Annotated in this window: 23 protein-coding genes; 7 read left to right on the top strand and 16 right to left on the bottom strand. The window is 62.7% G+C overall.

Translation table 11 applies throughout. The features are described from left to right. Complete coding sequence (locus tag ACIQUI_RS01900; RefSeq protein WP_403194516.1) at window positions 1-3,045, top strand: multidrug efflux RND transporter permease subunit; 3,045 nt, start codon at window positions 1-3, stop codon at window positions 3,043-3,045. A gap of 169 nt (window positions 3,046-3,214) precedes the next feature. On the opposite strand, the gene ACIQUI_RS01895 is transcribed toward ACIQUI_RS01900, so the two are convergent. The 5 genes from ACIQUI_RS01895 to colR form a co-directional block, all read right to left on the bottom strand. Then, window positions 3,215-3,448, bottom strand: a complete 234-nt coding sequence (locus tag ACIQUI_RS01895) for a hypothetical protein (RefSeq protein ID WP_403194513.1) — start codon at window positions 3,446-3,448, stop codon at window positions 3,215-3,217. Further along, window positions 3,448-4,146, bottom strand: a complete 699-nt coding sequence (locus ACIQUI_RS01890) for a lipopolysaccharide kinase InaA family protein (protein WP_403194511.1) — start codon at window positions 4,144-4,146, stop codon at window positions 3,448-3,450. Before ACIQUI_RS01890 ends, ACIQUI_RS01895 begins: the two co-directional genes overlap by 1 nt. 6 nt (window positions 4,147-4,152) lie before the next feature. After that, the gene (locus ACIQUI_RS01885; protein WP_372029413.1) at window positions 4,153-4,833 is read right to left on the bottom strand and encodes a class I SAM-dependent methyltransferase; all 681 of its coding nucleotides are present in this window, start codon (window positions 4,831-4,833) and stop codon (window positions 4,153-4,155) included. A 107-nt stretch (window positions 4,834-4,940) separates the two neighbouring features. Next, window positions 4,941-6,251 (bottom strand): sensor histidine kinase, encoded by a 1,311-nt coding sequence (locus ACIQUI_RS01880; RefSeq protein WP_403194509.1) that lies wholly within the window; start codon window positions 6,249-6,251, stop codon window positions 4,941-4,943. Continuing rightward, window positions 6,241-6,924, bottom strand: coding sequence for a two-component system response regulator ColR (gene colR, locus ACIQUI_RS01875; protein ID WP_016488935.1), 684 nt, complete (start codon window positions 6,922-6,924; stop codon window positions 6,241-6,243). Before colR ends, ACIQUI_RS01880 begins: the two co-directional genes overlap by 11 nt. 183 nt (window positions 6,925-7,107) lie before the next feature. Here colR and ACIQUI_RS01870 point away from each other — a divergent pair, with 183 nt between their 5' ends. After that, on the top strand, window positions 7,108-7,836 hold the full coding sequence (locus ACIQUI_RS01870; RefSeq protein ID WP_403194507.1) for a phosphatase PAP2 family protein: 729 nt from the start codon (window positions 7,108-7,110) through the stop codon (window positions 7,834-7,836). 201 nt (window positions 7,837-8,037) lie between these two features. On the opposite strand, the gene groL is transcribed toward ACIQUI_RS01870, so the two are convergent. From groL to ACIQUI_RS01845, 5 genes are all read right to left on the bottom strand, one after another. Continuing rightward, window positions 8,038-9,681: a chaperonin GroEL gene (gene groL, locus ACIQUI_RS01865; protein WP_403194505.1), complete on the bottom strand. Its 1,644-nt coding sequence runs from the start codon at window positions 9,679-9,681 to the stop codon at window positions 8,038-8,040. A 48-nt stretch (window positions 9,682-9,729) separates the two neighbouring features. Next, the gene (locus tag ACIQUI_RS01860; protein ID WP_003260750.1) at window positions 9,730-10,023 is read right to left on the bottom strand and encodes a co-chaperone GroES; all 294 of its coding nucleotides are present in this window, start codon (window positions 10,021-10,023) and stop codon (window positions 9,730-9,732) included. Window positions 10,024-10,266: 243 nt separating this feature from the next. Next, window positions 10,267-10,728, bottom strand: a complete 462-nt coding sequence (locus ACIQUI_RS01855; RefSeq protein WP_403194503.1) for an FxsA family protein — start codon at window positions 10,726-10,728, stop codon at window positions 10,267-10,269. A gap of 67 nt (window positions 10,729-10,795) precedes the next feature. Continuing rightward, window positions 10,796-11,527: a HugZ family protein gene (locus ACIQUI_RS01850; RefSeq protein ID WP_403194501.1), complete on the bottom strand. Its 732-nt coding sequence runs from the start codon at window positions 11,525-11,527 to the stop codon at window positions 10,796-10,798. Between the two features lie 176 nt (window positions 11,528-11,703). Further along, window positions 11,704-12,714: a DUF481 domain-containing protein gene (locus ACIQUI_RS01845; RefSeq protein WP_391127743.1), complete on the bottom strand. Its 1,011-nt coding sequence runs from the start codon at window positions 12,712-12,714 to the stop codon at window positions 11,704-11,706. 152 nt (window positions 12,715-12,866) lie between these two features. Between ACIQUI_RS01845 and ACIQUI_RS01840 the strand changes: the two genes are divergently transcribed. Beyond that, a complete protein-coding gene (locus ACIQUI_RS01840) occupies window positions 12,867-13,220 on the top strand; it encodes an MGMT family protein (protein WP_391127740.1) in 354 nt (117 codons plus the stop codon). A gap of 43 nt (window positions 13,221-13,263) precedes the next feature. Further along, window positions 13,264-14,811: an AmpG family muropeptide MFS transporter gene (locus tag ACIQUI_RS01835; RefSeq protein ID WP_391127737.1), complete on the top strand. Its 1,548-nt coding sequence runs from the start codon at window positions 13,264-13,266 to the stop codon at window positions 14,809-14,811. A 132-nt stretch (window positions 14,812-14,943) separates the two neighbouring features. On the opposite strand, the gene ACIQUI_RS01830 is transcribed toward ACIQUI_RS01835, so the two are convergent. The 3 genes from ACIQUI_RS01830 to ACIQUI_RS01820 form a co-directional block, all read right to left on the bottom strand. After that, a complete protein-coding gene (locus ACIQUI_RS01830; protein ID WP_403194498.1) occupies window positions 14,944-16,188 on the bottom strand; it encodes an MFS transporter in 1,245 nt (414 codons plus the stop codon). Window positions 16,189-16,384: 196 nt separating this feature from the next. Then, entirely contained in the window at window positions 16,385-17,224 is an 840-nt protein-coding gene (locus ACIQUI_RS01825) for a mechanosensitive ion channel family protein (protein ID WP_403194496.1), read from the bottom strand. 114 nt (window positions 17,225-17,338) lie between these two features. Beyond that, window positions 17,339-17,824: a YajQ family cyclic di-GMP-binding protein gene (locus ACIQUI_RS01820; protein WP_403194494.1), complete on the bottom strand. Its 486-nt coding sequence runs from the start codon at window positions 17,822-17,824 to the stop codon at window positions 17,339-17,341. Between the two features lie 100 nt (window positions 17,825-17,924). Here ACIQUI_RS01820 and ACIQUI_RS01815 point away from each other — a divergent pair, with 100 nt between their 5' ends. Genes ACIQUI_RS01815 through ACIQUI_RS01805 form a run of 3 tightly spaced genes read left to right on the top strand, consistent with a single transcriptional unit; the run spans window position 17,925 to window position 21,473 of the window. After that, window positions 17,925-18,842 (top strand): putative 2-dehydropantoate 2-reductase, encoded by a 918-nt coding sequence (locus ACIQUI_RS01815; RefSeq protein ID WP_403194492.1) that lies wholly within the window; start codon window positions 17,925-17,927, stop codon window positions 18,840-18,842. Between the two features lie 38 nt (window positions 18,843-18,880). Beyond that, the gene (locus ACIQUI_RS01810) at window positions 18,881-20,905 is read left to right on the top strand and encodes an ATP-binding protein (RefSeq protein ID WP_403194490.1); all 2,025 of its coding nucleotides are present in this window, start codon (window positions 18,881-18,883) and stop codon (window positions 20,903-20,905) included. Window position 20,906: 1 nt separating this feature from the next. Beyond that, a complete protein-coding gene (locus ACIQUI_RS01805; RefSeq protein ID WP_403194488.1) occupies window positions 20,907-21,473 on the top strand; it encodes a cob(I)yrinic acid a,c-diamide adenosyltransferase in 567 nt (188 codons plus the stop codon). A 128-nt stretch (window positions 21,474-21,601) separates the two neighbouring features. Here the strand turns inward: ACIQUI_RS01805 and ACIQUI_RS01800 are convergent, their stop codons facing one another. The 3 genes from ACIQUI_RS01800 to argJ all read right to left on the bottom strand — a co-directional run bounded on the left by ACIQUI_RS01800 (window position 21,602) and on the right by argJ (window position 24,547). Then, window positions 21,602-22,546, bottom strand: coding sequence for a Nudix family hydrolase (locus tag ACIQUI_RS01800; RefSeq protein WP_403194486.1), 945 nt, complete (start codon window positions 22,544-22,546; stop codon window positions 21,602-21,604). Continuing rightward, a complete protein-coding gene (locus tag ACIQUI_RS01795) occupies window positions 22,543-23,175 on the bottom strand; it encodes a glutathione S-transferase family protein (protein ID WP_403194484.1) in 633 nt (210 codons plus the stop codon). The genes ACIQUI_RS01800 and ACIQUI_RS01795 overlap by 4 nt, the downstream gene beginning before the upstream one ends. Window positions 23,176-23,329: 154 nt before the next feature. Next, window positions 23,330-24,547 carry a bifunctional glutamate N-acetyltransferase/amino-acid acetyltransferase ArgJ gene (gene argJ, locus ACIQUI_RS01790; protein WP_403194482.1) on the bottom strand — a complete coding sequence of 406 codons (1,218 nt, stop codon included), beginning with the start codon at window positions 24,545-24,547 and terminating at the stop codon, window positions 23,330-23,332. Between the last annotated feature and the right edge of the window lie 2 nt (window positions 24,548-24,549).

The following is a 24,549-nucleotide window of genomic DNA, read 5'->3' as shown; positions in this document are numbered from 1 at the left end:
ATGGCGTTCACCGACCCGTTCATCCGCCGCCCGGTGCTGGCCAGTGTGGTCAGCCTGCTGATCCTGTTGCTGGGCTTCCAGGCCTGGAACAAACTGCAGATCCGCCAGTACCCGCAAATGGAAAACGCCCTGATCACGGTGACCACCGCCTACCCCGGGGCCAACGCCGAGACCATCCAGGGCTACATCACCCAGCCCCTGCAACAAAGCCTGGCCAGCGCCGAAGGCATCGACTACATGACCTCGGTAAGCCGGCAGAACTTCTCGATCATTTCCATCTACGCGCGGATCGGCGCCGACAGCGACCGCTTGTTCACCGAGTTGCTGGCCAAAGCCAACGAGGTGCGCAACCAGTTGCCCCAGGACTCGGAGGACCCGGTGCTGAGCAAGGAAGCTGCCGATGCCTCGGCGCTGATGTACGTCAGCTTCTACAGCAAGGAAATGAGCAACCCGCAGATCACCGACTACCTGTCGCGGGTCATTCAGCCCAAGCTGGCCACCCTGCCAGGCATGGCCGAGGCGGAGATCCTCGGCAACCAGGTGTTTGCCATGCGTATCTGGATCGACCCGGTCAAGCTGGCCGGCTTCGGCCTGTCGGCCACCGACGTGACCAACGCTGTGCGTCGCTACAACTTTCTCTCTGCTGCCGGTGAGGTGAAAGGCGAGTACGTGGTCACCAGCATCAACGCCAGCACCGAACTGAAGTCGGCTGAGGCGTTCGCCGCCCTGCCGGTCAAGACCAGCGGTGACAGCCGCGTGCTGCTGGGCGACGTGGCGCGGGTGGAGATGGGTGCAGAAAACTACGACACGGTCAGTTCGTTCGACGGCACCCCCTCGGTGTATATCGGCATCAAGGCCACCCCGGCTGCCAACCCGCTGGAAGTGATCAAGGAAGTGCGGCGCATCATGCCCGAGCTGGAAAGCCAGTTGCCCGCGGCACTGAAGGTGTCGATCGCCTACGACGCCACGCTGTTCATCCAGGCCTCGATCGACGAAGTGATCAAGACCCTCGGCGAGGCAGTACTGATCGTCATCGTGGTGGTGTTCCTGTTCCTCGGTGCGCTGCGTTCGGTGCTGATCCCGGTGGTGACCATTCCGTTATCGATGATCGGCGTGCTGTTCTTCATGCAGATGATGGGCTACTCGCTCAACCTGCTGACCTTGCTGGCCATGGTGCTGGCCATCGGCCTGGTGGTCGACGATGCCATTGTCGTGGTGGAAAACATCCACCGGCACATGGAAGAAGGCAAGTCGCCATTTGACGCGGCCATTGAGGGCGCCCGCGAAATCGCCTTGCCGGTGGTGTCGATGACCATCACCCTGGCCGCCGTGTATGCACCGATCGGCTTCCTCACCGGGCTCACCGGCGCGCTGTTCAAGGAGTTTGCGCTGACCCTGGCCGGCGCGGTGATCATCTCCGGCATCGTGGCACTTACACTGTCACCGATGATGTGCGCCCTGCTGCTGCGCCAGGAGCAGAACTCCAGCGGCCTGGCCCACCGCCTGGACGTGCTGTTCGAACGCCTGAAGGTGCGTTACCAGCGCCTGCTGCACGCCACCCTGGACAGCCGCCCGGTGGTGCTGGTGTTCGCCGTGATCATCCTGTGCCTGATCCCGGTGCTGCTCAAGTTCACCCAGAACGAACTGGCGCCCAACGAGGACCAAGGGGTGATCTTCATGATGAGCAGCGCGCCGCAGCCGGCCAACCTCGATTACCTCAACGCCTACACCGACCAGTTCACCCCATTGTTCAAGGCCTTCCCGGAGTACTACTCGTCGTTCCAGATCAACGGCTTCAACGGCGTACAGACCGGCATCGGCGGCTTCCTGCTCAAACCCTGGAACGAACGCGAGCGCACGCAGATGGAATTGCTGCCGCTGGTGCAGGCCAAGCTTGAGGAAATCGGCGGCCTGCAGATCTTCGGCTTCAACCTGCCCTCCCTGCCCGGCACCGGCGAAGGCCTGCCGTTCCAGTTCGTGATCAATACCGCGGGCGACTACCCGGCACTGCTGGACGTGGCCCAGCGCATCAAGGCCCGCGCTCAGGATTCCGGCAAGTTCGCCTTCCTCGACATCGACCTGGCGTTCGACAAGCCCGAAGTGGTGGTGGACATCGACCGGGCCAAGGCCGCGCAGATGGGGGTATCGATGGACACCCTCGGTGGCACGTTGGCAACCCTGCTGGGCGAAGCGGAGATAAACCGCTTCACCCTTGAAGGCCGTAGCTACAAGGTCATCGCCCAGGTCGAGCGGCCCTACCGCGACAACCCCGGCTGGCTGAACAACTACTACGTGAAAAACGACCAGGGCCAGTTGTTGCCGCTGTCGACCCTGATCACCCTCACCGACCGCGCCCGCCCGCGTCAGCTCAACCAGTTCCAGCAACTGAACTCGGCGATTATCCAGGGCGTGCCGATGGTCAGCCTGGGCGAAGCGCTGAAGACCGTGCAGGACATCGCCCGCGAAGAGGCCCCGGAAGGCTTCGCCTTCGACTATGCAGGCGTGGCGCGCCAGTATGTGCAGGAAGGCAGCGCGCTGTGGGTCACCTTCGGCCTGGCGCTGGCGATCATCTTCCTGGTGCTGGCGGCGCAGTTCGAGAGCTTCCGCGACCCGTTGGTGATCCTGGTGACGGTGCCGTTGTCGATCTGCGGGGCGTTGTTGCCGCTGTTCCTGGGTATATCGAGCATGAACATCTACACCCAGGTCGGGCTGGTGACCTTGATCGGCCTGATCAGCAAGCACGGCATCCTGATCGTCGAGTTTGCCAACCAGTTGCGTGAGGAACGTGGTTTGAGCGTGCGCGAGGCCATCGAGGAAGCCGCGGCGATTCGCCTGCGGCCGGTGCTGATGACCACGGCAGCGATGGTGTTCGGCATGGTGCCGCTGATTCTGGCAACCGGCGCCGGGGCGGTCAGCCGCTTTGACATCGGTACGGTGATTGCCACCGGCATGTCGATTGGTACGCTGTTTACCCTGTTTGTGCTGCCTTGTATCTATACCCTGCTGGCGCACAAGGCGGTGGCCAAGGAAGCTGTTGTGGCCTGATCCGAGCTCTTCGCGGGCTTGCCCGCTCCCACAGGTACGGCGCCGCGTCTGAAGCTGGCGCTGTACCTGTGGGAGCGGGCAAGCCCGCGAAGAGGCCGGTGAGGCTCATGCAAAAATGCCAGAGGCCCCGCGATTGCGGGGCCTCTGGCATTTCTAGCTAACGCAGGGTTCAACCGAACGGCCGCAATCCCTGGCGCAGGCCAAACAGGAACAGCAACAAATCCTGATCCGGCGCGGCCTGTACCTGTTGCTGCGGTTTCACATCCCGCGGCAACGCGCACTGGTCAGCCATCTCAGCCTTGCTGAACACTGTCGGCCTCGGCTCTTCCCATGCAGCCACCGCCACGGTGGTCACCGCCAGGCCAGCCACCAGGAACAAAGCTCGAGCTATTTCTAGTTTCATCACTCTAACCCTTTGACAGCGCTGCCAAACGCCATCTTGTAAAAGTAGAGCAGCGTCTGCCATTCCGCGTCATTGATCGACGAATGGCGGCGCAGCTGACGCAGGTCGTTACCTGCCGCACGCTGGCAGCTGATACGCCGCCGGCACTTTTCCAGGTCCAGCAGTGCCACTTCGACACGCGCCTGCTCGCCTTCACCAGTCACCTTGATGAATACGTGCTTGCCATACAGGCAGCCGTGCTGCCAGTGCCCCAGGTGCATGCGCGCCAGGTTGTCCGCCAGGTCCTTGTACATGCGCTCATGCACCACCTGCGGGTAACGCTCACGTGCACCTTCGGCATGCCAGGTGTCGAGTTCGACAAAGCCATCCAGCGCCTCGCTGACCAGCAGCGCACGCCACTGGTGCTCGGCATCGCGCTCGGCACCACAAAAGACGATCCGTGGTACACGCACGCCCAATTGCTCGAAGCTGTTCAGTGCATCCAGTTCACGCAATACGGTCGGCCGGCCGAAAGGGTGCAGCAGGCTGCGGTAGATATGCCCGACCTGGCGCTTGGCATACAGCAGCTTGCCATTGGCATCGTTGAGGCGTTGCACGCCGCTCTCGCCGCCGCGGCGCTGGTTAGGCTCCTCGACCCACTCGCCTTGCTGGCGCCAGTAAAAATCGAACCGCGACTCCCCTTTCTGGGCTACAGCCATCAAACACTACCCCTTACGCAATACGTAGACCCGCCACATGGCATAGAACGGCAGGAAGTCGAGGCGTTCCTGGATTCTGAAGCCGGCGGCCATGAATTCTTCTTCGACCGTTTCGGCCGGTAACACGAAACGGTTCTGGTAATTGTCCTGCTCGGCCTTGGCGCTGCGGCGCTGTTCCAGCTTTTTCCGCCGCCAGGCCTTGAAGTTGCCATCCACCCACAGCGAAAGGATCACACTATCACGGCTAACCCGCTGAAATTCCGAAAGTATGGTCTTTCTGTGGGCCGATTCGCCAATGTGGTGGAACAGGCGCATGCAGAAAATGCTGTCCACCGAGTTGTCCGGCAAGTCGATGGCAAATGCCGAGGTCTGCAAAGGTCGTACCCGTGCCACCACTTCTGGCGGTTGCGCGGCACAAGCTGTCTCGATCATCGCTTCGGAGTTGTCGGCACCAATGATCACCCGGTTAGGCTTTTCAGCCAGCAGCGGCCAGAAGCGGCCTGCACCACAGGGCAGGTCCAGTACCAGGCCGGGCTCACCAGCCAATGCCAGGGCGCGGCGCGCCAACTGCTCATCTCGCTTGTGGGAAAGGCGTCGCGCCAGGCCGTCCTGGTGCTTGAGAAAGTACTCGCGGGCATGGTCTTTGTCGTACTTCTCGGAAAATTCAAGCTTGATGGGGCTACGCATCGGGCATCTCCTGACTCCATTGCGCCCACCTTAGGCAGGCAGGCGTTGGAATCAGGTCATGCCCATGTGAAAAAAATGTTGCGCGCCCTTTGACCTGTTACAACAGATTACTCGACCATGGCGTCCGGGCTGCTTTGGACCTTGGTATTGCTCAAGTCCACCTGGAAGCGGCAACCATGCGGCAGGGTCGAAGTGAGGGTGACATGCCAGCCCTGGTCGTCGCAGATTCGCTGCACCAGCGACAGGCCAAGGCCCAGGCCCTCGCCGCGCCGCTCATCGCCACGAACGAACGGCTTGAACATCGCCTCGCGCTGCTCTTCGGGGATGCCCACGCCGCTGTCCTCCACACTGAAACCGTTGGCTTCCAGGCTTAGCCGGATATAGCCACTGTCGGTGTAGTGGGCGGCGTTGCGCAAAAGGTTGCCCATCACCGACTGCAGGAACGTGGCGTTGTACAGCACCGGGCTGGCACTGACGCGTCCGTCGAAATACAGGGCAAGGCCCTTCTGCTCGATCGTGTCGCGCCATACGCCGATGAGTTCGTCGGCCACTTCCCTCAGGGTTGCCCTTGAGGCCACGGCGCCCTCGTCGCGTTGTGCCCTGGCCAGCATCAGGAAGGTCTGTACCAGCTCGCGCATTTCTTCCGTGGCCCGCGCCACGCGCTCAACCTGGCTGCGCGAACGGGCGTCCAGCGTCGGGTTCTCCATCAGCAGTTCGCACGAAGTGGCCAGCACCATCAAGGGCGTGCGCAGTTCGTGGCTCACGTCGCTGGTGAACAGCCGCTCGCGGGTCAGCGCGTCACGCAGGCGGCCCAGGGTATCGTCGAAGGCTACCGCCAACTGGCCTACTTCGTCCGCCGCATAGTCCGGCGCCAGCGGCGGGGCCAGGCCCAGTAACTGGTCGCGGTGCCGCACCTGGCGCGCCAGGCGCACGACCGGCGCCATCACTCGGCGTGCCACCAACCAGCCCAGAATGACGGCCAGCACCAGGCTGAGTACGAAGCCCACCACCACCACGGCGAACAGTACGCGCTCGCGTTCTTCGAAGTCGCTCTGGTCCTGCAACAGCACATACCGTCGGCCATCGACGATCTCGACCATGGCGTGGTACGACAGCTGATCGCGGAACACCTCGTGGAAGCCCCGATCGAGGTGGCGCAAGTCCTTGGGTAACTCGAAATCGTCACGCCCGCCGCTGAAGTAGAACAACTGGTCGGGGCGCGGCCGGTGGCTCCAGTCACCGACACTGTCCATGCGCAGCAGGCGCTGCAGATCACCGCCCAATACCGAGGAAATCAGCCGCTCTTCGACCAGGTGCACGGTGGCGACAATGCCGAAGGCAAAGGCGCCGGCCACCAGCGCGCTCATCAGCGCAAAGGCGATGATGATGCGCTGGGCAAGGCTTTGCTTAAACTCCATCGCGGCCCTCGGCGAGGCGATAGCCGACGCCATGGACGGTATGCAGCAACGGCTTTTCAAACGGTTTGTCGATTACCTGGCGCAGTTGGTGCACATGGCTGCGCAGGCTGTCGCTGTCGGGGCAATCGTCGCCCCACAGGGCTTCCTCCAGTACTTCGCGGCGCAGAACGTGCGGGCTTTTCTGCATCAGCACCGCCAGCAACTTGAGGCCTACCGGGTTGAGCTTGAGCAAGCGACCCTGGCGGGTAACCTCAAGGGTATCGAGGTCATAACTGAGATCGGAGACCTGCAGGGTACGCCGCCCGCCGCCCTGGGCGCGGCGCAGCACCGCTTCGATGCGTGCGGCCAGCTCCGACAGGGCGAAGGGCTTGAGCAGGTAATCGTCCGCCCCGGAACGGAAGCCTTGCAGGCGGTCGTCCAGTTGGTCGCGGGCGGTCAACATGATCACCGGGGTATCGCGGCGGGCATCTTCGCGCAGGCGTTTGCACAGGGTGTAGCCATCGATGCCGGGGAGCATGATGTCCAACACGATCAAGTCGTAGTGTTCGGTGGCAGCCAGGTGCAAGCCGGACAAGCCATCCTGGGCACAGTCCACTGTGTAGCCTTTCATGCCCAGATAATCGGCCAGGTTGGCCAGGATATCGCGGTTGTCTTCAACCAAAAGAATGCGCATCGGTTTCTCCTGTGCGGCGCTTCTCGCTGTGGTGCGCGGCAGGCGCAGCTTAAGGCCTATGCCTGCACGGTGCCAGCCCTCGGAAAAATTCACCGCACTTGACGGTTTTTTCACTGATCCTTCACGGACACAGGATAGCGGGCAGCCGACAATGCCCGATCTTTTTCGTGCCCTGGAGCCGCCATGCAGCAACGAACCCGCCCTCGCCCGATCAACGTCTGGCTGTATCTGGGCATACCCTTGGCGACCGCGCTGGCCTTGATCCTGCTGGAGTTGACGTCGATCGACATGGATGTGGCCAAGCTGTTCTTCGACCCCGCCGCGGGGCAATTCATCGGTCGCCACAGCTATCTGCTGGAAAACATCCTGCATGACCGGGTCAAACAAGTGGTCATCCTGCTTGGGGTTTTGTCGCTACTGACCTTTGCCGCCAGTTTCTTCTGGAAACGTCTGTTCAGCTGGCGCCGTGAGCTGGGCTGCCTGGTGTTGGCGCTGGGCCTGTCCACGGCGTTTGTCACACCGTTGAAGAAAGTGACCCAGGTGCAGTGCCCATGGAGCCTGACCCAGTTTGGCGGCAGCGAAACCTACAGCAAGCTGCTGGAACCGCGACCGGCTACCGACAAGCCTGGGCTGTGCTGGCCAGGCGGGCATGCGGCGACCGGGTTCTGCCTGTTCGGCTTGTTCTTCATGCTGCGTGATCGCAAGCCACGGCTGGCGCGGATGGCGTTTGTCGTGGCCTTGCTGGCTGGATCGGTATTAGGCGTAGGGCGGATGATGCAGGGCGCGCATTTCTTGTCGCACAACGTGTGGACGGGGGTGTTCTGCTGGTTGATCGGGCTGGGGTCGTATTACCTGATCCTGTATCGCCGAGGCGTTGTGGAAGCGCCAGACGCCGAACGTAGCGTCGCCTGATCGAGGGGCCGCTTTGCGGCCCATCGCCGGCAAGCCAGCTCCCACAGGTGCAGCACAAGAATCAGGCCTGTGAAGATTCTGTGGGAGCTGGCTTGCCTGCGATGGGCTGCGCAGCAGCCCCAATGGCCCTCACAGGTATAACGAAAAAGCCCCGGTTCTCACGAACCGGGGCTTTTTCATGCTACTGGGGGTAAGGCTGGCTTACATCATGCCGCCCATGCCACCCATGCCGCCCATGTCTGGCATGCCGCCGCCAGCTGGTGCTTCGCTCGGAGCGTCAGCAATCATGGCTTCGGTGGTGATCATCAGACCGCCGATCGAAGCAGCAGCTTGCAGGGCCGAACGGGTGACCTTGGCTGGGTCCAGGATGCCCATCTCGATCATGTCGCCGTACTCGCCGGTAGCAGCGTTGTAACCGAAGTTACCCGAACCTTGCTTGACCTTGTCAGCAACAACGCTTGGCTCGTCGCCGGCGTTGGCAGTGATCTGGCGCAGCGGGGCTTCAACAGCGCGACGCAGCAGGGCGATACCGACGTTCTGGTCTTCGTTGTCGCCTTTCAGGTCGGCAATGGCAGCCAGGGCGCGAACCAGGGCAACACCACCGCCAGGCACCACGCCTTCTTCAACGGCTGCACGGGTAGCGTGCAGGGCGTCTTCAACGCGGGCTTTCTTCTCTTTCATTTCAACTTCGGTGCCAGCACCGACCTTGATCACGGCAACACCGCCAGCCAGCTTGGCCAGACGCTCTTGCAGCTTCTCACGGTCGTAGTCCGACGAAGTTTCTTCGATCTGGGCGCGGATCTGCTTGACGCGAGCCTGGATGTCGTCTTCGGCGCCAGCGCCGTCGATGATGATGGTGTTTTCCTTGGACAGGGTCACACGCTTGGCGTTACCCAGGTGCTCCAGGGTAGCGGTTTCCAGGGACAGGCCGATTTCTTCGGAGATGACCTGGCCGCCAGTCAGGACGGCGATGTCCTGCAGCATGGCCTTGCGACGGTCGCCGAAGCCCGGGGCCTTGACCGCTGCAACCTTGACGATGCCGCGCATGTTGTTGACTACCAGGGTAGCCAGCGCTTCGCCTTCAACGTCTTCGGCAACGATCAGCAGTGGGCGGCCGGCCTTGGCAACGGCTTCCAGCACTGGCAGCAGCTCACGGATGTTGGAGATCTTCTTGTCGACCAGCAGCAGCAGCGGGCCTTCCAGCTCGGCAACCATGGTGTCCGGCTTGTTGACGAAGTATGGCGACAGGTAGCCACGGTCGAACTGCATGCCCTCTACGACGGACAGTTCGTTTTCCAGGCCCGAGCCTTCTTCAACGGTGATCACGCCTTCTTTACCGACTTTTTCCATGGCTTCGGCAATGATGTTGCCGATGGAGTCGTCGGAGTTGGCGGAGATGGTGCCTACCTGGGCGATGGCCTTGGAGTCGGCGCATGGCTTGGACAGGTTCTTCAGCTCGGCAACGACGGCAGCAGTGGCCTTGTCGATACCGCGCTTCAGGTCCATCGGGTTCATGCCGGCAGCGACGGCTTTCAGGCCTTCGTTGACGATGGCCTGAGCCAGAACGGTAGCGGTGGTGGTGCCGTCACCGGCAGCATCGTTGGCCTTGGAAGCAACTTCCTTGACCAGCTGGGCGCCCATGTTTTCGAAGGCGTCTTTCAGCTCGATTTCTTTGGCGACGGAAACGCCGTCCTTGGTGATGGTTGGCGCGCCGAAGCTCTTGGCCAGTACCACGTTACGGCCTTTCGGGCCCAGGGTCGCTTTTACCGCGTCAGCCAGAACGTTGACACCAACCAGCATTTTCTTACGAGCGGAATCGCCGAATTTTACGTCTTTAGCAGCCATGATCGTTTAATCCTTGGAAATCTTTGGAGTAACGGGAAGTCGGGGAAATCAGCCTTCGATAACGGCGAGGATTTCGTTTTCGGCCATGACCAGCAGGTCTTCGCCATCGACTTTCACGGTGTTGCTGCCCGAGTAAGGGCCGAAGACCACTTTGTCACCCACTTTCACGGCCAGCGCGCGAACTTCGCCGTTGTCCAGGATGCGACCGGTGCCGACGGCTACAACTTCGCCGCGGTTTGGTTTTTCAGCGGCCGAACCCGGCAGGACGATACCGCCAGCGGTTTTCGATTCTTCTTCGCTGCGACGGATAACGACGCGGTCATGCAGAGGACGAAGCTTCATTGTCGATCTCTCCCAAATTGTGGTTTTCATCGGCCGGTATCGACACCGGCGGGTTGATGCTGTCCGGCGTTGCCGGGGGGTGGCCCGCAATGGGCGAACCACCTGTGTCATGTCTGGCGTAACCACCAGAAACCTTGCGGTGACCACATACATGAGGCCGCCATATTCAATTACAAGGCTTGATATACAAAATTTTTCTTCAGGCTGAAAAACACCGGGGCCGCTTGTGCGGCCCCGGGCGTTTTACTTGTCGCGGCGCTCGTACTCGCCTTCGATCACGTTCGGACGGTGGCCACTCTCGCGTGGTCGCGCCTGGAACGGGTCGTCCTGGAATGCACGCTGGCGCATGGCCTGGGCCTCGGCACGCTCGCGCATCTTGCGTGCGGCCAGGTGGCGGGTGAACGGCAGCAGGCACAGCAAGCCCAGCACGTCGCTGATGAAGCCCGGCAGCAACAGCAGGCCGCCACCGACCGCCAGCATCAGGCCCTGGAACATGTCCTCGGCGGGCAGTTCGCCACGCTGCAGGCTTTCACGGGCACGCAATGCGGTGGCCAGGCCGGCCACGCGCATCACCAGCACGCCCAGGGCGGAGCCGGCGATGATCAGCAGCAGCGCCGGGAAAAACCCGATGGCCGCGCTGACCTTGACGAAAACGAAAAGCTCCAGTACCGGAAACAGCAGAAGCAACAGTAGAAAAGCACGCATCAAAGCAATCCTCGTTGGAAGAGAACCTTCCTGTAAGACCTACAGATGGATGCGTATGCTCGGCTTTTCAACCCTCGACTGCCGTCGCAACCGGCCACTGGTCGGCGCGCGCCAGTAAAACCAAGGCTTCGCGCACTTGTGTCGGCGTGTTGCAAGTACTGGGGAATGGCAACCAGTGCAGCGCCTGGCCAATGCGCAGGTGCATGCCTTCACTATCGACCCCGGCCATTTGCGCCGGCGCATGGCGTGGCAGGTCGGTCAGCTCGACGTAGTGGGCGATGGCGTTGGCGTGGTCGCTGTTCATGTGCTGGACCATGCTTGCCTCGGCCTTGCCGGCGAACGGGTTGGCCAGGGTCACCTGGTCCAGCCAGTGGATCGCGCCGAAGCCGCCGATGTAGCGGTGGCGCACCGGTTGCAGCACCCAGAAGTCGAAGTCGTGGGCCTTGTGGTAGTTGCCGGCTTCGGGGAAGTAGCGGTAGTAGCGTTCGGCGGCAGCCTCGATGGCGGCTTCGTCGACCAGCTTGTGCGCCTCGGCCATCACCGTCAGGCGCCCTACGGCTTGCACGTCCTCGGCCTCGCGCTCACCCACCAGCAGCGAGCACTTGGGGTCTTTCTGCAGGTTGTGGGTGTGCTGGGCGATGCGGCTGATGAGGATCAGCGGGTTGCCTTGGGCGTCCAGGCAGTACGGCACGACCGAACCGAACGGGAAGCCGGGCATCGACTTGGAATGGGTCGAGAGCACGCCGCGGTATTCCTTGAGCAGCAGTTCCCGGGCGGGGCGGATGGCGTTGGTACTCACGTGGGGCGGCTCCTGGTGTCAGACTGGATAGATGACAAGATAAGCATTATCAGTTCCAGTGCCAATGGGGCTGCTGCGCAGCCCTGTCGCGACACAAGGCCGCTCCTACAGGTTGTACGCGATCCCCTGTAGGAGCGGCCTTGTGTCGCGATGGGCCGCAAAGCGGCCCCAAAAAACTACCAGGTCACGCCAAAGCCCGCGGTATAGCGGGTCTTGTCCAGGTCACTCTCACGCGTCCCGGTGATGATGTCCTTCTCTGCCTTGAGGTTGAGCGAGGCCCACTCGGTAACCTTGTAGCGCAGGCCAACTTCGGCATCCAGCGAGTAGTCGGCCACGCCGCCCAGCGGCTTGGCGAACTCGCCGTTGGTGAACAGCTGCACGTTCTTGCCGATCAGGTAGCGGGTGTAGTCCCACTTCACCGCCGCGGAGTAGAAATTGTCCTTGCTGCCATCCTGGTATTCGAAGTCGGTGCGGTTGACCAGCGAACCCAGCGAGAACGCCCCCAGTTCGTCATCCCAGAACTGGTAACCCGGGCCGGTACCCACGGTGCGCTGGCGGGCCAGGTCTTCGATGCGGTCGCGCTTGTATTCCGCACGGCCCTGCCAGAACCACTTCTCGGTCATGAAACGGTCCAGGGCGTACTCGGCACTCCAGTTGTCGGTGGTGGTGACGTCGTCCTTGGTCTCGCGGTTGTACTCGCCTTCGGCGTTGTGCCGCCAGCGGCCGTGACGGGCCGTGGTCTTGAAGCCGATGTCGTAATCGTCGGTGTCATTCTCGGCACGCTTGTAGTCCAGCGCCACGTCGACGTTGCCCTTCCACACGAAGTCCTCGACCAGTGGCTTGGGCTTCATGATCTGCTCGATGCTTGCCAGCTCCACGGTCTTCGGCGCCTCGCCATTGGCCAGGGTAACCTTGCCAGGCTCGGCCGCTTTCAGCGATTTGGCCTTTTCTCCGGTGTAGGCATCTTGCTTGACCAGCATTTCCTGGTCGCTTTCCAGGGTCTGGACTTCTTTCCAGTCCAGGGCGATGGACCCACCATAAGGGGTTTCCAGCAGCAGCTTGCCACCGTCGAAGACTTTGATCTTGCCGCTGAGCCGGTCACCGTTCTTCATCCACACGGTGTCGGCGAACACCGGGGCGGCGCACAAGGATGCAGCGAGCAGGCACAACAACGATCTAGAATTCATAAGCGGACTACGGGTTCGATTTGACGAAAAAAGCCGGGCATTATCCAGATACCTACGCCCAGAGCAAGGACAGACCGAGCACTTGGCGTTGAGTTCAACTCTCATTTGCCGGACCATCGGTCCGTTTTCATCTGCAGCCCAAGGGGGGCGTGATGTCTGATGGATATGAGCACGCCTTGGAATCCGCCGAGGGCCGACGAACGGCGCTATATTCAGTACTTGGCCAGGTGCCTAGCGGCAAGGTGGTGAGCTACGGCCAACTGGCCGAGCTGGCGGGGCTTGGCCGTGCGGCGCGCTGGGTCGGGCGCACCCTCGGACAGTTGCCTGCGGACACCCGCCTGCCCTGGCATCGGGTGCTCGGTGCAGGTGGGCGGTTGAGCCTGGCAATGGGTACCCCGTCGGGGGATGAACAAAGGGCGCGACTACGTGCCGAAGGTGTAAATGTAACCAACAATCGTGTGGATATGACGCGCCATGGCTGGCGCCCAATGGAGCACAGCGGTTAGAGTGCGCGCTTTGTTTTCGCAAACTTGAGGCAGATGTTGGCCCATGCCCCGTAAAACCTGGCGCGCTGCGCTTGCTGCCTATGCCAGCCCGTCAACCTTGGTACTTTTGCTGCTCGGTTTCGCCGCCGGCCTGCCCTACATGCTGGTTTTCTCGACCCTGTCGGTGTGGTTGCGTGAAGCCGGCGTTGCCCGCGAAACCATTGGATACGCCAGCCTGATCGGTCTGGCCTACGCCTTCAAGTGGGTGTGGTCGCCGCTGCTCGACCAATGGCGCCTGCCGCTGCTGGGTGGGCTGGGTCGGCGACGTTCGTGGCTGCTATTGTCGCAATCGCTGGTAGTCATCGGCCTGGTCGGCATGAGCCTGTGCGACCCGCAACAACATCTGTCGTGGCTGATCGCCATGGCGGTTCTGGTGGCCTTTGCCTCGGCTACCCAGGACATCGCGGTAGACGCCTACCGCCTGGAAATCGCCGACGACCAGCGCCAGGCCGCGCTCGCCGCCAGCTACATGGCCGGCTACCGGGTAGCAGCCTTGCTGGCCACGGCCGGCGCCCTGTTCTTCGCCGAGTGGTTCGGGTCCACCGGTTTCAGCTACCTGCACAAGGCCTGGGCCGGCACCTACGTCATGTTCGGGGTGATGATGCTGCCTGCCCTGTTCACCACCCTGGTCATGCGCGAGCCGCCAGTGCCCCTGCGCACCCAGTTGTCGGCTGCGCGCTATGGGCTGGTGCACCAGCTGGCGTCGGTGTTCGTGCTGATCATCCTGCTGGTGTCGGTGCCGGCCAGCTTCACGCAAATGTTCAATACCGGCTGGTCGAGCGTCATTTCGGGCGATGCCACGCCGCTTGACCTGCTGCTGGAAGACCGCGCTTTCCTGCGCCTGATCCTGTATGTGCTGCTGAGCTGGGCGTGCCTGTCGAGCCTCGGCCGTCGCGGCCTGGCACCTGTACTTACGCCGGTCCACGACTTCATTGCGCGCTACCGCTGGCAGGCCCTGCTGCTGCTCGGCCTGATTGCCACCTATCGCATGTCCGATACCGTGATGGGCGTGATGGCCAACGTGTTCTACATCGACATGGGTTTCACCAAGGACCAGATCGCCAGTGTCAGCAAGATCTTCGGCCTGATCATGACCCTGGTCGGCGCCGGGGTCGGCGGCCTGTTGATCGTGCGCTTCGGCATCATGCCGATCCTGTTCATCGGCGGCGCAGCCTCAGCGGCCACCAACATCCTGTTCCTGATGCTGGCCGACATGGGTCCAAACCTGGAAATGCTGGTGGTGACCATCTCGCTGGACAACTTCAGCTCCGGCCTGGCCACTTCTGCCTTCGTTGCCTACCTGTCGAGCCTGACCAACCTGAAGTTCTCGGCCACCCAGTACGCGCTGCTCAGCTCGATCATGCTGCTGCTGCCGCGTCTGATCGGCGGGTATTCGGGGGTGATGGTGGAGAAGTTCGGTTACCACGACTTCTTCCTGATTACTGCATTGCTGGGGGTGCCTACGCTGATCCTGATCGCCCTGCAGTGGCGCCAGGAGGCTGGGCGGGGTACGCCGGTGGCAGAGGAAAATTCGGCGGCCGAGCGGCCCTGACAGGTTTGTAGCGCCTGTGCTGGCCTCTTCGCGGGCTTGCCCGCTCCCACAGAAACCGCACAGATCTCAAGGGCTGTGCTGTACCTGTGGGAGCGGGCAAGCCCGCGAAGAGGCCGGTACAGGCAAAGACGATTACTGAGTAACAGCCCCTTCCCCAGGCCGCCCGCCCACCACAAACCACAGCGGCCACAGCGCCAACGCCCCTGCCACCCCCGCTGCCAGGGCAAAGTGCAGCAAGCTGGCCCCGGCACCAATCATCGCCAGCACCGCCCCGCCCAGCCCCAGCAAGGCAATGGTGATCATCCCCAACATGGCCGAAACCAGGCCCTTGCTCTGTTCACTGGAGAACAGCGTCATGCGGTACAGCACCGCGTTGGCTACGCCCAGCCCCAACGCGTACAGCGACATGCCTGCCACCACGCTGGTCACGCTCGGCCAGTACCAGGTCGCCAGCACCATCAGGCACAGGCCAGCCAGGTACGGCCACAGCGCCCCGCGCACCAGTGCGGGCAGCGGGTAGCGGTCGGCGATGCGGTTGATGATCAGGTTGCCAAGTATCAGACCACCGAAAACCGGCAGCTGCCACAGGGCATATGCCATTGTGCTCAAGCCCTCATCGTGAATCAGCAACACCGGCGACAGGCCGATCCAGCCAATCAGCGGCAAGCCGACCAGCCCCAGGGCGGCACTGCCGGCAACGAAGCGGCGGTTGGTCAGCAATTGGCCGTAACCGGCCAACAACGGCAGCAGGTGAATCGGGGTAAACGCCAGGCGAGAACCGTCACGGCGCTCAACACCCAGGGTTTCCGGCATCAACCGGTACAACAGCACCCAGGCCAGCACCGCGCCGATGGCAAAGGCCACGAACAGCCAGCGCCAGTCCAGCCACTGCAACAGCAACGTGCCCACCAGCGGCCCCAGCAGCGGGGACAGCAAGGCAATATTGGCCAGCAAGGCCATCATGCGTACGGCATCCGCCTCGCTGAAGGCTTCGTTCAGCGCGGGGTAGCTGACCGTGACCACGAAGCCCAGGCCGATCCCCTGCAACAGGCGCAGCAGGTTGAACAGGCCGATGTCGTGGACCCAGAACGTGGCCAGGCAGGCCACGCCAAAGAACGCGCAGCCGGCCAGCAGCAGCGGGCGCCGGCCATAACGGTCGGCCAGCGGCCCGATCAGCCATTGCAGCACCACGCCGCCCAGCAGGTACAGGTTGAGGGCGTGGGGGATGTACTCGGGGCTGGCGTTCAGGTCGCCCACCACCACCGGCATGGCCGGCATGACCGCGTCGCTGGCCAGGTAGGTCAGCAGCTCGAACAGGGCCAGGGTAAGGCCGAACAGCAGGGCGCGCAGGGGGGTGATGTAAAGCAGTGGTTTCATGATGGCGTATCGGGTGTGGCAACTGGGGTCAGGCTATATGCCAGAAATGGCCGGCAATTGCTGTGAACAAGTGTAAAAACGGGGCCGCTGCGCGCCCTATCGCGACACAAGGCCGCTCCTACAGAGATCGCATAACCCCTGTAGGAGCGGCCTTGTGTCGCGATGGGGCGCACAGCGGCCCCGGCTTTGTACCGCCTTACTGCGCGGCTGCCTCCTGCACCACACGAATCACCCGTTGCGGAAACGGGATGTCGATTCCCTCTGCCTTCAACCGGTCACGGGCATGCTCATTGAGCATGAACATCACATCCCAGTAGTCGGCAGTCTTGGTCCACAGGCGCAGCGAAACGGTGATCGAACTGTCGCCCAGGGTCGCAATAACCGCCTGCGGTGCCGGATCTGGCAGCACGCGTGGGTCCTTCGCCAGCTCCAGCAGCACGTTACGGGCCTTTTGCAGGTCAGCCTCGTAGTCCACGCCCACATCGAACACCACCTTGCGCGTCGGCTGGCGGTTGGTGTTGGTGATGATGCCGTTGGACAGGCTGCCGTTGGGCATGATCACTGTCTTGTTATCACCCGTGCGCAGCACGGTGTGGAAGATCTGGATGCTGTCGACCGTACCCGACACGCCTTGCGCCTCGATCCAGTCACCAATGCGGAACGGGCGGAACATCAGGATCAGCACGCCACCAGCGAAATTCGCCAGGCTGCCTTGCAAGGCCAGGCCGATGGCCAGGCCTGCGGCACCGATGGCAGCGACGAACGAGGTGGTCTCGATGCCGATCATCGACGCCACGCTGACGAACAGCAGCACCTTCAGCACAATGTTCGACAAGGTGCTGATAAACCCTTGCAGGGCCGCGTCGGCGCGCAACCCGGCCAGCTTGCCAAGGCGCGCACTCACCCGGTTGATCAGCCACCAGCCAATGGCCAGTGTCAGCAGCGCCAACAGCAGGCGGCTGCCGTATTGCATGATCAACGGGATCCACGTCTGGGACTGGCGGACGAGCTGATCGACTTCAGCGTTCAAATCCATATTCATCTCCTGATGCCTGGCGGCATGTACACGGTAAAACCGGCCGCAATCCGCAACGCGGCCATGGAACCGATGGACATCATTTGGCCATCGGGGTTCCGGGCATAGCCTGCATCAGTCGCGGAAGTTGTTGAACTGCAGCGGCATGTCGAACTCCTTGGAACGCAGCAGGGCAATGGCTTCCTGCAGGTCGTCACGCTTCTTGCCGGTTACGCGTACTTGCTCGCCCTGGATAGCGGCCTGCACTTTCAGCTTGCCTTCCTTGATGGTGGCGACGATCTTCTTGGCCTGGTCCTTGTCGATGCCTTCGCGGAACTTGGCTTCCTGTTTCTTTTCCTTGCCCGATGGATACGGGTCTTTGATTTCCAGGCACTTCACGTCGATCTTGCGCTTGACCAGCGCCAGGCGCAGGATTTCCAGCATAGCTTCGAGCTGGAACTCTTCCTCGGCAGTGAGCATTACTGCCTGGTCCTTTTCCTTGAACTCGAAGGTGCCCTTGCCCTTGAGGTCGTAACGGCGGTCCAGTTCCTTGATGGCGTTGTCGACCGCGTTCTGCACTTCGTGCTTGTCCAGTTCCGATACCACGTCGAACGAAGGCATGGTTGTTCTCCCAAAATAAAAGCGCGCTCAGGCTGAAGATGGAGCGCGCTGGGTTTGACGGTTAAAATGCGGGCTCATTATAACGGGTTGCGAAACGCATATGAGCAGCACCTGGCATATTCTCGGCGCCGGCAGCCTGGGCAGCCTGTGGGCTTGCCGCCTGGCGCGCGCGGGCAAGGCAGTGCGCCTGATCCTGCGGGACGGGCAACGGCTGCAGGCCTACCAGCAAGCCCGCGGCCTGACCCTGATCGAACAGGACCAGCCCCACCACTACGCCATCCCCGCAGAAACCGCGCAGGCACATGGCCCGATCCACCGTCTGCTGGTGGCCTGCAAGGCCTACGATGCCGCCCCGGCCATTGCCGGTGTGGCAACACGGCTGGCCGAGGGGGCCGAAGTGCTGTTGCTGCAGAACGGCCTGGGCAGCCAGGACGAAGTGGCCGACCTGGTGCCCCACGCACGCTGCATTTTTGCCTCCAGCACCGAAGGCGCCTTCCGCGAGGGCGACTGGCAGGTGCGCTTTGCCGGCCACGGCTTCAACTGGCTGGGCGACCCACGTACCCCCACCACCCCCGCCTGGTTCGATGACTTGCACGAAGCCGGCATCCCCGCTGAATGGACCGTGGACATACTCACCCGCCTGTGGCGCAAGCTGGCGCTCAACTGCGCCATCAACCCGCTGACCGTGCTGCACGACTGCCAGAACGGCGGGTTGCTGGGGCACTTGGGTGAAGTGGATGCACTGTGCAGCGAACTGGCCGAGTTGCTGCGCCACTGTGGCCAGCCGCAAGCTGCGGTTGAACTGGACGAAGAAGTGCAGCGGGTTATCCTCGCCACCGCAGCCAACTACTCTTCCATGTACCAGGACGTGCGCGCCAGCCGGCGCACCGAGGTGCACTACCTGCTCGGCCATGCCTGCCGTGCAGCCGGCCGCCACGGGCTACAGTTGCCCGAGCTGGAACGCCTGCAGCAGCGCCTGGTCGATAACTTGCGCACACGTGGTTTGCCCTGCGACTGATGCGGCCCCTTGAACCGGATACGGACATTACCTAGCCCATGACCTTGCGCCAACGCCTGGAAAACCTCCCGGTCGGGCAGAAGCTGCTGGCGGCCCTGCTGGTATTGCTGGTAACCATCCTGCTGGTGGCCAACCTTACCTTCATCAGCGCGGCCTACTGGATAACCCAGGAAAGCATGGCCCCCCAGGCACTGCAGACCATCGGCAGGCTGGTGGCCAACCCTCAGCTTGCTGCCCGCGCCGGCGACACCCCGGACACCGCCAACGCCCTGCTCAAGGAGCTGGACAGCTACACACCGTTGCGGGCTGCCGCCGTGTACGGTGGCGACGGCCGCATGCTGGCGCAGTTGCAGCATGGCGAGCCGCTGGCCCTGCCCAAGCGTTTTCGCAACATCGACGGCTGGCGCCTGATGGAGTTTCGCAGCACCCAGCTGATTCGTATCCCGCGCGACGCCAACCCGCCAGCGCACCTGCTGCTGGTGGCCAGCAGCGAGCTGCCCACCGCCTTCTACACCGGCACCCTCAGCGCCAGCCTGGGCATCCTGGTGTTCAGCATCCTGCTGTGGATCGTCATCGCCCGACAGATCAAACGCCTGATCACCCAGCCGATCCATCAGCTTGAAGAGCTCAGCCGCCAGGTCACCCGTGAAGAGAGCTACGCGCTGCGGGCCACGCGTGGCAACGACGACGAAATCGGCAGCCTGGCCGCAGCCTTCAATACCATGCTGTCGCGCATCGAGGCCCGCGAGCAGCAGCTCAAGCGCGCTCGCGACGAGTTCCAGGATGCCTATGACCAGGCCCAGGGCCTGGCCGAGGAAACGCGCCATACCAACCGCAAGCTGGAGCTGGAAGTGCAGGTGCGCAGCAAGATCGAAAAAAAGCTCACCGGCTTTCAGAACTACCTCAACAGCATCATCGACTCGATGCCCTCGGCGTTGATCGCCCTCGACGAACAGCTCTACGTGACGCAATGGAACCACGAAGCCACGGTGCTTTCCGGCACGCCACTGGACGAAGCCCTGAACCAGCCGGTGTTCATTGCCTTCGAGCCGCTCAAGCCGTTCCTGCCGCAACTGAAGGAAACCGTGGAAAAGCACCGGGTGGCAAAGGTCGAGCGGGTTACCTGGCCCAAGGGTGACGACCTGCGCCACTACGCCCTGACCTTCTATCCGCTGACCGGCGGCGGCGGGCGCGGCGTGGTCATCCGGATCGACGACATTACCCAGCGCCTGTCACTGGAAGAGATGATGGTGCAATCCGAGAAAATGCTATCGGTCGGCGGCCTGGCGGCGGGCATGGCCCACGAAATCAACAACCCGCTAGGCGCTATCCTGCACAACGTACAGAACATTCGCCGGCGCCTGTCGCCAGAGTTGCCGCGCAATCAGGAGCAAGCAGAGGAACTGGGCATCGACCTGCCCACGATCAACCGTTACCTGGCCAGCCGCGAAGTGCCGCAACTGCTCGATGGCATTCAGCAGGCCGGCGCCCGGGCAGCCAAGATCGTCACCCACATGCTCAGCTTCAGCCGCCGTAGCAACCGTCAGCTGGCACCGTGCGACCTGCCAGCCTTGATCGACCAAGCGGTGGAAATTGCCGGCAACGACTTCGACCTCACCATCGGTTTCGACTTCAAGGGCCAGGCCATCGTGCGCCAGTTCGACCCCGAGCTGGGGCCAGTGCCCTGTACCGCCAATGAACTGGAACAGGTGCTGCTGAACCTGCTGAAAAACGCCGCCCAAGCCATTCACTTGCGCCCACAGCCGAGTGAGCCAGGGCGCATTACCCTGCGCACGCGGCTGAACCCGCCGTGGGCGGAAATCCAGGTCGAGGACAACGGCGTCGGCATGCCCGAGGCAGTACGCAAACGCACCTTCGAGCCATTTTTCACCACCAAGGAAATCGGCCAGGGCACAGGGCTGGGCTTGTCGGTTTCATATTTCATCATCACCAACAATCACAAGGGGCAGATGGAAGTGCAGTCCACGCCCGGCCAGGGCACCTGCTTCACCCTGCGCCTGCCCCTCGGCCAGCCGGCGATGCCGGCCAACACGGAGAAGTGACATGGGTTACCGCCTGTCGAAGATTTACACCCGTACCGGCGACAAGGGCGAAACCGGCCTGGGCGATGGTCGACGGGTGCCCAAGGACCACCCGCGGATCGAGGCGATTGGCGAGGTAGACAGCCTGAACAGCCAGTTGGGCGTGCTGCTGGCGGGGCTGGACGAGCACGGGCTGGATGAGGTGAGCACCGTGCTGGCTCCGTGTCAGCACCGTTTGTTCGACCTGGGGGGCGAGTTGGCGATGCCGAGTTACCAGGCGTTGAACCTGGCGGAGGTTGAGCGGCTGGAAGCGGCCATCGATACCTGGAACGACGAGTTGGGGCCGTTGAAGAACTTCATCCTGCCCAGTGGTTCGGCGCTGGTCGCGCAGGCGCATGTGTGCCGGAGCCTGGCGCGCAGCGCAGAGCGGCGCTGCCAGCAGTTGAATGCGCTGGAGCCGCTGGAAGGGGTTGGGTTGGCGTATATCAACCGGCTTTCGGATCTGCTGTTTGTGGCGGCGCGGATCATCGGGCGGCGGCAGGGGGTGGCTGAGGTGTTGTGGCAGCCTGCTGAAAAGCCTCAGGGCTGATAGTTTTGGGGCTGCTTTGCAGCCCTTTCGCGACACAAGGCCGCTCCCACAGGTGCGGTGTACGCAGGTCCCTGTGGGAGCGGCCTTGTGTCGCGATGGGCCGCAAAGCGGCCCCAATTGCTCAGGCCTCAGGCCTCAGGCCAGAACGCCCGAATCCCGGCCACACCTTGTGCACCGGCTTCCCAGGCCTGCTCACGCTCACCCGGCCCTACCCCACCTAGCAGGTAGACCGGCTTGTTGAACCCGGCGATCAACCGCTGCGCCTCTTCCCACCCCAACGGCACAGCCTCAGGGTGGGTCTGGGTCGCCTGCACCGGCGACAAGGTGACGAAGTCCACATCCATCTGCGCTGCCAGCGCCAGTTCCTCGGCACTGTGGCACGACGCGGCCAGCCAGCGCTGCTTGGGGAACGGCCGGCCCTTGGCCGCGTACTTGCGCAGCTGTGCTGCCGTCAGGTGCCAACCCGCCGAGGGGAAGTCGCCCAGCCACTCCAGCGGCCCTTTGAGCATAAGCTGTGCTTTACCGGCGCATAGCCCGACCGCATCCACCGCCACGTCGCGGTACTTGGGGTCGTACATGTCCGGGGCACGCAACTGGATCAGGCGAATACCATTGGCTACCGCTTTCTGGATACCCTTGAGCATCTGCGGTACTTCCAGGCCATCCGGGGTAATCAGGTACTGGTCCGGCAGGCGCGCGGCAGCCACGATCGGCTTGTTGGCCTCAGGGAACTCATATTGCGGCAGGTCGCGCGGGGCCACCCATTCCAGCGGCTGCCCCTCGGCGCCATGGGGCTCGCCGGTGAACGCGTCGACTTCGCGCACATCCAGCAGCACCTGTTTGTCCGGGTAATCATGGCTGACCTTGATCAGCGCACGCGAGCGGGTCACCTCGATGCCCAGCTCCTCGCACAGCTCACGGGCCAGCGCTGCCTCCACGCTTTCGCCCGCTTCCACCTTGCCACCGGGGAATTCCCACAGGCCACCCTGATGCTGGGTATCTGCCCGGCGGGCAATCAGAATACGGCCGTCATTGCCGCGAATGACAGCCGCTACTACATGAATCCGTTTCACCCTTCACGCTCCGCCAGGCCGGCCTGCTGCCAAGCCTTGAAGGCTGGCCACTGATAAATGGTTTCGATATAGGCGGCCGCCTCTGCGGGCACCTCTACACGATAGGTGCGCAGGCGCACGGCCACCGGGGCGAAGAAGGCGTCGGCCAGGCTCGGCTTGCCAAACAGGAATGGCCCGCTGTCCTTGGCCACCACACGGCATTCGGACCACAGCGCGACGATACGGTCGATGTCGACCTGCACGTCCAGCGGCAAATCGTCCAGAGCCTTGTCACGCGAGAGGTCGAACGGCATGGCGCCACGCAGCGCGAAGAACCCGCTGTGCATCTGCGCGCAGGCCGAACGGGCTTGCGCACGGGCAGCGACGTCGGCCGGCCACAGCTGGGCCTCGGGGTGGCGTTCGTTGAGGTATTCGGCAATGGCCAGCGAGTCGGCGATCACACCGTGTTCGGTCTTCAGCAGCGGGACCTTGCCGGTGGCGGAATAAGCGAGGATACGCTGACGGGTGTCAGGCTGATTGAGTTTGATCAGGGATTCTTCGTAGGGCACGCCAGCCAGCTCGAGGGCCAGGGCGCCACGCAGCGACCAGGAGGAATACAGCTTGTCGCCGATGATCAGGTGATAGCTCATGGTTCGGCTCCATCGGTTTGGATTTTCTGGGGCTGCTTTGCAGCCCATCGCCGGCAAGCCAGCTCCCACAGGTACAGCACAGGGCCTGAAGGATACGCTGTACCTGTGGGAGCTGGCTTGCCGGCGATCGGGCCGCAAAGCGGCCCCATTTGGATCAGGTACGGTACTCGGCGTTGATCTTCACGTATTCGTGGGACAGGTCGGTAGTCCAGATGGTTTCGCTGCACGCACCACGGCCCAGTTCGATACGGATGGTGATCTCTTCCTGGGCCATCACGGCCGAACCTTGCGCTTCGGTGTAGCTTGGGCTGCGGCCGCCCTGGCTGGCGATGCACACGTTGTCCAGGTACACGTCGATCAGGCTCACATCCAGCTCCGGCACACCCGCACGGCCAACAGCGGCAAGGATACGGCCCCAGTTCGGGTCAGAGGCGAACAGTGCGGTCTTGATCAGTGGCGAATGCGCCACCGCATAGCCCACGTCCAGGCACTCCTGGTGGTTACCGCCACCGTTGACCTGCACGGTCACGAACTTGGTAGCGCCTTCACCATCACGGACGATGGCCTGAGCGACTTCCATGCACACTTCGAACACGGCCTTTTTCAGCGCGTCGAACAACGCACCGCTGGCTTCGGTCACTTCCGGCAGATTGGCCTTGCCCGTAGCGATCAGCATGCAGCAATCGTTGGTCGAAGTATCGCCATCGATGGTGATGCGGTTGAACGACTTGTTGGCGCCGTCCAGCATCAGGTCCTTGAGCACCGCCGGGGCAACCTTGGCGTCGGTGGCGATGTAGCCGAGCATGGTGGCCATGTTCGGGCGGATCATGCCTGCACCCTTGCTGATGCCAGTGACAGTCACGGTCACGCCATCGTGCTGGAACTGGCGGCTGGCACCCTTGGGCAGGGTATCGGTGGTCATGATGCCGGTGGCAGCTTCAGCCCAGTGGTTTTCCGACAGGTTGTCGAGGGCGGCCTGCAGTGCACCTTCGATCTTCTCGACCGGCAGCGGCTCGCCGATCACGCCGGTGGAGAACGGCAGTACCGATTCGGCCGGCACGCCCGTCAGCTCGGCCAGCTTGGCGCAGGTACGCTCGGCAGCAGCCAGGCCTGGCGCGCCGGTACCGGCGTTGGCGTTACCGGTGTTGGTCAGCAGGTAGCGCACGGTGCCCTGTACACGCTGCTTGGACAGGATCACTGGCGCTGCGCAGAAGGCGTTGAGGGTGAACACGCCTGCCACGCTGGAGCCTTCGGCACAGCGCATGACCACCACATCCTTGCGCCCAGGGCGCTTGATGCCGGCAGAAGCGATGCCGAGTTCAAAACCCGGAACCGGGTGCAGGGTGGGCAAAGGACCAAGACCAACAGCCATTA

Origin of the sequence: Pseudomonas sp. NPDC090592 (genome assembly GCF_044769185.1) — a bacterium.
Taxonomy (GTDB): Bacteria; Pseudomonadota; Gammaproteobacteria; order Pseudomonadales; family Pseudomonadaceae; genus Aquipseudomonas.
The sequence above is the reverse complement of the archived record's forward strand: the minus strand, read 5'-3'. Positions and strand labels throughout refer to the sequence as shown.

Coding starts and splice junctions, on each gene's coding strand:
- ACIQUI_RS01840 (WP_391127740.1), top strand. CDS start 12,867: ATGTCTGATGGATATGAGCACGCCTTGGAATCCGCCGAGGGCCGACGA.
- ACIQUI_RS01885 (WP_372029413.1), bottom strand. CDS start 4,833: ATGCGTAGCCCCATCAAGCTTGAATTTTCCGAGAAGTACGACAAAGAC.
- ACIQUI_RS01835 (WP_391127737.1), top strand. CDS start 13,264: ATGCCCCGTAAAACCTGGCGCGCTGCGCTTGCTGCCTATGCCAGCCCG.
- ACIQUI_RS01820 (WP_403194494.1), bottom strand. CDS start 17,824: ATGCCTTCGTTCGACGTGGTATCGGAACTGGACAAGCACGAAGTGCAG.
- ACIQUI_RS01815 (WP_403194492.1), top strand. CDS start 17,925: ATGAGCAGCACCTGGCATATTCTCGGCGCCGGCAGCCTGGGCAGCCTG.
- ACIQUI_RS01795 (WP_403194484.1), bottom strand. CDS start 23,175: ATGAGCTATCACCTGATCATCGGCGACAAGCTGTATTCCTCCTGGTCG.
- ACIQUI_RS01825 (WP_403194496.1), bottom strand. CDS start 17,224: ATGGATTTGAACGCTGAAGTCGATCAGCTCGTCCGCCAGTCCCAGACG.
- argJ (WP_403194482.1), bottom strand. CDS start 24,547: ATGGCTGTTGGTCTTGGTCCTTTGCCCACCCTGCACCCGGTTCCGGGT.
- colR (WP_016488935.1), bottom strand. CDS start 6,924: ATGCGCATTCTTTTGGTTGAAGACAACCGCGATATCCTGGCCAACCTG.
- ACIQUI_RS01805 (WP_403194488.1), top strand. CDS start 20,907: ATGGGTTACCGCCTGTCGAAGATTTACACCCGTACCGGCGACAAGGGC.
- ACIQUI_RS01880 (WP_403194509.1), bottom strand. CDS start 6,251: ATGGAGTTTAAGCAAAGCCTTGCCCAGCGCATCATCATCGCCTTTGCG.
- groL (WP_403194505.1), bottom strand. CDS start 9,681: ATGGCTGCTAAAGACGTAAAATTCGGCGATTCCGCTCGTAAGAAAATG.
- ACIQUI_RS01890 (WP_403194511.1), bottom strand. CDS start 4,146: ATGGCTGTAGCCCAGAAAGGGGAGTCGCGGTTCGATTTTTACTGGCGC.
- ACIQUI_RS01895 (WP_403194513.1), bottom strand. CDS start 3,448: ATGAAACTAGAAATAGCTCGAGCTTTGTTCCTGGTGGCTGGCCTGGCG.
- ACIQUI_RS01845 (WP_391127743.1), bottom strand. CDS start 12,714: ATGAATTCTAGATCGTTGTTGTGCCTGCTCGCTGCATCCTTGTGCGCC.
- ACIQUI_RS01855 (WP_403194503.1), bottom strand. CDS start 10,728: ATGCGTGCTTTTCTACTGTTGCTTCTGCTGTTTCCGGTACTGGAGCTT.
- ACIQUI_RS01860 (WP_003260750.1), bottom strand. CDS start 10,023: ATGAAGCTTCGTCCTCTGCATGACCGCGTCGTTATCCGTCGCAGCGAA.
- ACIQUI_RS01810 (WP_403194490.1), top strand. CDS start 18,881: ATGACCTTGCGCCAACGCCTGGAAAACCTCCCGGTCGGGCAGAAGCTG.
- ACIQUI_RS01900 (WP_403194516.1), top strand. CDS start 1: ATGGCGTTCACCGACCCGTTCATCCGCCGCCCGGTGCTGGCCAGTGTG.
- ACIQUI_RS01870 (WP_403194507.1), top strand. CDS start 7,108: ATGCAGCAACGAACCCGCCCTCGCCCGATCAACGTCTGGCTGTATCTG.
- ACIQUI_RS01830 (WP_403194498.1), bottom strand. CDS start 16,188: ATGAAACCACTGCTTTACATCACCCCCCTGCGCGCCCTGCTGTTCGGC.